The organism is Methanocalculus sp. (assembly GCF_029762515.1).
Classification (GTDB): domain Archaea; phylum Halobacteriota; class Methanomicrobia; order Methanomicrobiales; family Methanocorpusculaceae; genus Methanocalculus.
On record NZ_JARVGN010000138.1, the window covers coordinates 1 to 5,241 of the forward strand.

General features: G+C 42.7%; 5 protein-coding genes. 3 read left to right on the forward strand and 2 right to left on the reverse strand.

Annotated elements, in window-relative coordinates:
- Positions 1 to 183 precede the first annotated feature (183 nt).
- Together QCH34_RS06245 and QCH34_RS06250 are read left to right on the forward strand one after the other, a co-directional pair.
- Positions 184 to 1,371: a type II restriction endonuclease gene (locus tag QCH34_RS06245; protein ID WP_300331832.1), complete on the forward strand. Its 1,188-nt coding sequence runs from the start codon at positions 184 to 186 to the stop codon at positions 1,369 to 1,371.
- Entirely contained in the window at positions 1,368 to 1,775 is a 408-nt protein-coding gene (locus tag QCH34_RS06250; protein WP_300331836.1) for a very short patch repair endonuclease, read from the forward strand. The genes QCH34_RS06245 and QCH34_RS06250 overlap by 4 nt, the downstream gene beginning before the upstream one ends.
- A 20-nt stretch (positions 1,776 to 1,795) precedes the next feature.
- Here the strand turns inward: QCH34_RS06250 and dcm are convergent, their stop codons facing one another.
- Together dcm and QCH34_RS06260 are read right to left on the reverse strand one after the other, a co-directional pair.
- Entirely contained in the window at positions 1,796 to 2,791 is a 996-nt protein-coding gene (gene dcm, locus QCH34_RS06255) for a DNA (cytosine-5-)-methyltransferase (protein WP_300331841.1), read from the reverse strand.
- 114 nt (positions 2,792 to 2,905) lie between these two features.
- Positions 2,906 to 3,076: a type II toxin-antitoxin system HicB family antitoxin gene (locus tag QCH34_RS06260; RefSeq protein WP_300331845.1), complete on the reverse strand. Its 171-nt coding sequence runs from the start codon at positions 3,074 to 3,076 to the stop codon at positions 2,906 to 2,908.
- A gap of 264 nt (positions 3,077 to 3,340) precedes the next feature.
- Between QCH34_RS06260 and QCH34_RS06265 the strand changes: the two genes are divergently transcribed.
- Entirely contained in the window at positions 3,341 to 5,026 is a 1,686-nt protein-coding gene (locus QCH34_RS06265; protein WP_300331848.1) for an RNA-binding domain-containing protein, read from the forward strand.
- Positions 5,027 to 5,241: the final 215 nt, after the last annotated feature.

The window sequence follows — 5,241 nt, forward strand, 5'->3', positions numbered from 1 at the left end:
GGGGGGGATTGTAGGAGGGTATGATTATTCCGATCGTTTTGGGGAGTCAATTGATTCGTTGTCAGGGCTATCAGATGGATAAAAGAAGAAAAGCTCATCATAGATTATCAACACTACTCTATTAATGAACAAGTGTTCATTCTGAATAAAAGAGTGAATAAAGAAGGGTATTCAGGAGATATGATGACAACCAACGAACAGGATCAGCTTATCGAAAAGGCAGTTTCAGCCTGCCATGGAAATACGTTTTTATACAAATATATCTCTGCAAATGACGCCGGTCGCACTGGTGCACATCAGAGTGGATTTTATATACCAAACTCATGCTGGCCGCTCATATTTGAAAACCCTGGCATAAATGGAGTAAATAAAGATCGAATTGTCACAATCACCTGGAATGATGATTTCGAAACAGAAAGTCGGTTCATATGGTATGGGAAAGGAACAAGGAGTGAATACAGACTAACCCGATTTGGAAGGGATTTCCCTTTTCTTTCTGATGCATATATCGGATCCCTTCTGGTCATCTCTTGTGACAGAAATGATAATAGCTACCGGGGGTTTGTGATAGATTCGGATGAAGGAATTGAACGTTTTCAGACTGAATTTAATATCTCTCCTATTGTTTCATGTGGTCTTATCAGGCGGGATCAGGGATATTTGTCTCCGTTGGAATCTGATTCGATATCATCAATGTTTGAATCATTTATTAAATCAGTTCCCGCCGATGTTTTTCCGGCAACACAGGTTATTTCCTTGGCAGCACGGGAAATCTGTGGCAGATTAGGTCAGCCATCCGATCCTGACGGACGTATCGTACGGTGGCTTGATACGGAGTATTCACTCTTCAAATACATTGAAGGTATCAGATATGCTGATACTCTCGACAACGGATTTGGTTCTCTGGATGAGCTTATCGAATTCGCCAATTCAATCCTTAACAGGAGGAAGAGCAGGGCAGGCCGCTCTCTTGAACATCATCTGGGAGCAATGTTCGATTACTGCAAACTGCCATATATATCAAATCCAATTATTGAAGGAAGGAAAAAACCCGATTTTATTTTTCCAGGCGATGTTCAATATAATGATGCATCCTATCCAAAAGATCAGCTTGTATTTCTTGCTGCTAAGACCACCTGTAAAGATCGATGGCGACAGATTCTGACTGAAGCCGATCGGATTGACAAAAAATACCTATTCACCCTTCAACAGGGAATCTCCGCGAATCAGTTACATGAAATGATGGATGTAAATGTTCATCTGGTAATTCCGAAAAGCAATATATCTGCGTTTCCAGACGCCTATCATGACAAACTGCTTACTTTGAAGGACTTTATCTCCATCACCAGGAAGACAATAAGAGTATCATGACTGATGTTTTGACAAAAGACCAAAGAAAACTGAATATGTCAAGAAACAGAGGTAAGAACACCTCTCCGGAAATCCTTTTTCGAAAAAAACTCTGTGCCCGGGGGTTCAGGGGGTACCGGATTCATACATCACTTCCCGGAAAACCTGATATTGTTTTTATCAGACAGAAACTTGCCATCTTTATTGACGGATGTTTCTGGCATAAATGCCCGTTACATTTCAAGGAACCAGAAACCAGGAAAGACTTCTGGATGAATAAAATCAATTCAAATGTGGAACGGGATAAAATGGTTAACGGGGAACTGGAAAAGATTGGATATACTGTTATTCGAATCTGGGAGCATGAGATAAAGCAGGATTCAGACAAAGCGTTGGAACGTGTTGCCTCCTGTTTAAACAAATAATATTATGGTACTTTATAGATCTAAGCAGGGAGTGGTATGCCCCTTGGTCGTTTCTGAAGTGTAAAAACAACCTGTCTGGCAAGAACCTCAACCAAAGGCACTGCAACTGAGTTTCCGAACTGTTTATAGGCCTGGGTATCTGAAACAGGAATTATAAAACTCTCCGGATATCCCTGTAACCGTGCACACTCGCGAGGAGTGAGCCGTCTGGGATTCATACCCTTCTGGGGTATAAGAATCTCACTGCCATCTTTATAGTAACGTGCTGAAAGTGTGCGTGAATAGCTGTTCAGATCGGTCAGGCCAAATCCAAACCCATTTCCTTTTCTTCGGTGTTTCTCGGCATAATCCTGAAGGTATTCCCATAGATGATCGCTCAGGGTGTATTTTTCATCAGGATTGGGATCAAGAATATCCATTAATCTGGGTTTTCTATTGGTTATTTCCGGAAAAGTAAACCCAATATTTTTATCTCTGAAACCAACCATGAAGATCCTCGCACGGTTTTGAGGGAGTATATTATTAGCATTAATCACTTTGTAAAAAAATGAATATCCTATATCTTCAAGTGCGGATCTGATAATTGCAAATGTTCTTCCCTTATCATGTGACTCAAGGTTTTTAACATTCTCAAGAAAGAAGGCATCTGGCTTTTTTACTTCCAGAATTCGAATAATCTCATAAAAAAGGGTTCCCTGCGTCATATCTGCAAACCCGTGGGGTCTGTTCAGGCTGTTTTTCTTGGAAACGCCTGCGATAGAAAATGGCTGGCAGGGGAAGCCTGCACAGAGAATATTAAAATCCGGAATTGATGTTGCATCCAGCTTACGAATATCCCCCTTTGGTTCCTCTCCAAAATTCGCCTCATACGTTTGTTGTGCAAACTTATCCCACTCGGAAGAGAAGATACATTCTGCTCCGGCACGCTCAAAACCAAGTCGGATCCCACCAATCCCTGCGAATAAATCAATGAAGGTCAGCTTGTTTTCTGTTTTTCTTCTTATATATCCGGGCATGAGATCCTTTGACTCCTTTATGTTCTAAACTTGTAATCCTGTCTATATAATTGTCTCATCCTAGGGCGTGAAAGTGTTTATGATTATGTGTTTTTGAAATAATCAATTAACACATTACGATGATAGATCCTCAAGATACAACTCAATGGCTTCTCGTGCCATCGTTATGGCCTCCTCAATGGTCTCCCCGAAGGTGACACAGCCGGGAAGCATTGGCACGGTGACGGTATACCCGCCTTCCGGCTCTCTTCGGAGGATGATACGGTAATTCAGGCTTCTCATCATAACGCACCCTGATCGTGATAGTACATTACCTGATGATGTATAATGGGGCCTCCTCTCTGTTTCGTATGGGTTTTAATAGGGGTCGAGTCAATCATTTGATACTTGATGTGTTTGGGCATGAGCGTTTTCAAATATTGGGGAACTAATCACTCAGGTGCAGGTGTTCGATGGAGAACTGTGCCGTGATAGACGCAGAGGAATCGATAACGGAGAGACTTTTCATGGGAGTGAATATACGTGGGCGGCAATCCAGGGGAATTATAAATGGATGACAAAGAATTGGCGTCTTTAATTGCAAAAGGGGAATCCTTGGAGCTGGAATTCAAGTCGGATTCACGACGTGGTTTTTCAGATAAGGAGATTTACGATGAGATTGTTGCCATGGCGAACACAAATGGAGGAATCCTCCTCATCGGAGTTGAAGATGATGGAGTCATTTCTGGCTGCCGTCCACGCAATGGTTCAGTAACTGATGTCAATAGGCTGAAATCTGCAATATTCAATAATACTGTCCCCAGTATCAATACGAGAGTCTCTGTTGTTTATGATCCCAAAGGAGATGTTCTCGTGATCCAGGTGGATCCATATCCGGAGATCTGTTCAACCGCATCTGGAAAAACGCTGAGACGAGTGATTGGTTCGGATGGAAAACCTGCTACTGTTCCCTATTATGCACGGGATCAGGTTTCCAGACGGGTTGATCTTGGACATCTGGATTTCTCATCACTTCCCGTAGATGGTGCAACTATTGATGATCTCGATCCCCTTGAGTTTGAACGGGTTCGTCAGGCTATTACCAATCTCAGGGGTGACAGAACACTCCTTGAACTCCCAAACGAAGAGCTTGCAAAAGCCCTTCGCCTTGTTGAAACCCGTAATGGGACGCTTGTACCAAATGTTGCCGGAATCCTTCTCCTTGGACACCTTTCCTCTATCCAGCGGTTTTTGCCAACACATACAGTGCACTTTCAGGTTCTTGACATTCAGGGGGATGTCAGGGTAAATGATGCATTTTATGAACCGATTGTAAAAATTATCGAGGAGATCGAGTCCCGGTTCAAGGCACGGAACGAAGAGCGGGAAAAGATTGTCGGACTCCTTCGCTATCCGATACCTGATTATTCACCAGTTGGATTCCGTGAAGCGGTTAATAATGCTCTCCTACACCGGGATTACAGCCGGATGGAGAGTGTCTATATCCAGTGGCACCACGATCATATCCTGATAACAAATCCCGGCGGTTTTCCTGAGGGGATAACCTCGGAGAATATCCTTGTTCATGAACCAAAACCCAGGAATATCCGGCTTGCAGAGGCATTCAAGAGAATCGGGATAATTGAGCAGACCGGACGTGGGGTTGACAAGATATACATGGAGCAGGTCAGGTATGGAAGACCACCTCCGGATTATTCCAGAAGCGACAGTTTAGCTGTGCGGGTTGAGATATCGGGTGGAGAATCTTCACTGGACTTTGCTGCCTTTATCTATGAAGAGAAGCGAGATGGAAAGGTTTTCTCATTGGATGAACTCCTAATTTTAAACACATTATATTATGACCGGCCAATTGATGAATCAACTGCCGGGAGTATTATTCAGAAGGGAACCACTCAAGGCCGCAGGGTACTTGAACAACTTCATGAACGTGGACTTGTGGAGGTACTTCGTAAGCGGAGTGGAAACGTGTACCACCTATCAGCAGCACTCAACAAGCGACTTCATGCAAAATCAGAGTATCTGCGTTCAAAAGATATTGACAAGAATCAACAGGAGAAGATGATCATTGCGTATGTAGAGGAGCATGGGAAGATTACCCGTTCAGATGCGATGGACTTACTCGATCTGAATGGATATCAGGCAACCCGCGTTCTTAAACGCATATCTGAGGAAAATCCGCGTTTTAAAAAGGTGGGTGAGACGAAAGGCACGTATTACATATGGGAAAATGTATGATGGCCTTATTGTTGATGACTGTTTATTTGTGCAATGTATGAAATATATCTGCGCGCACATAAGTTCACTTGTGATTTATCTGCGCGCACATAAATCCGCACATATATTCTATGTGATGAAAAAATCATGTGAATAATGTGTGGATAAAAAAACCTAAATATCCTCACGAATGCAAAAATCTCACCATAGGATATCTTTTTAAAATAACCTCGTCT

Bases quoted from the DNA above. Each gene is read 5' to 3' on its own strand.
- QCH34_RS06245 (WP_300331832.1), top strand. From the start codon at position 184: ATGACAACCAACGAACAGGATCAGCTTATCGAAAAGGCAGTTTCAGCC.
- QCH34_RS06250 (WP_300331836.1), top strand. From the start codon at position 1,368: ATGACTGATGTTTTGACAAAAGACCAAAGAAAACTGAATATGTCAAGA.
- dcm (WP_300331841.1), bottom strand. From the start codon at position 2,791: ATGCCCGGATATATAAGAAGAAAAACAGAAAACAAGCTGACCTTCATT.
- QCH34_RS06260 (WP_300331845.1), bottom strand. From the start codon at position 3,076: ATGATGAGAAGCCTGAATTACCGTATCATCCTCCGAAGAGAGCCGGAA.
- QCH34_RS06265 (WP_300331848.1), top strand. From the start codon at position 3,341: ATGGATGACAAAGAATTGGCGTCTTTAATTGCAAAAGGGGAATCCTTG.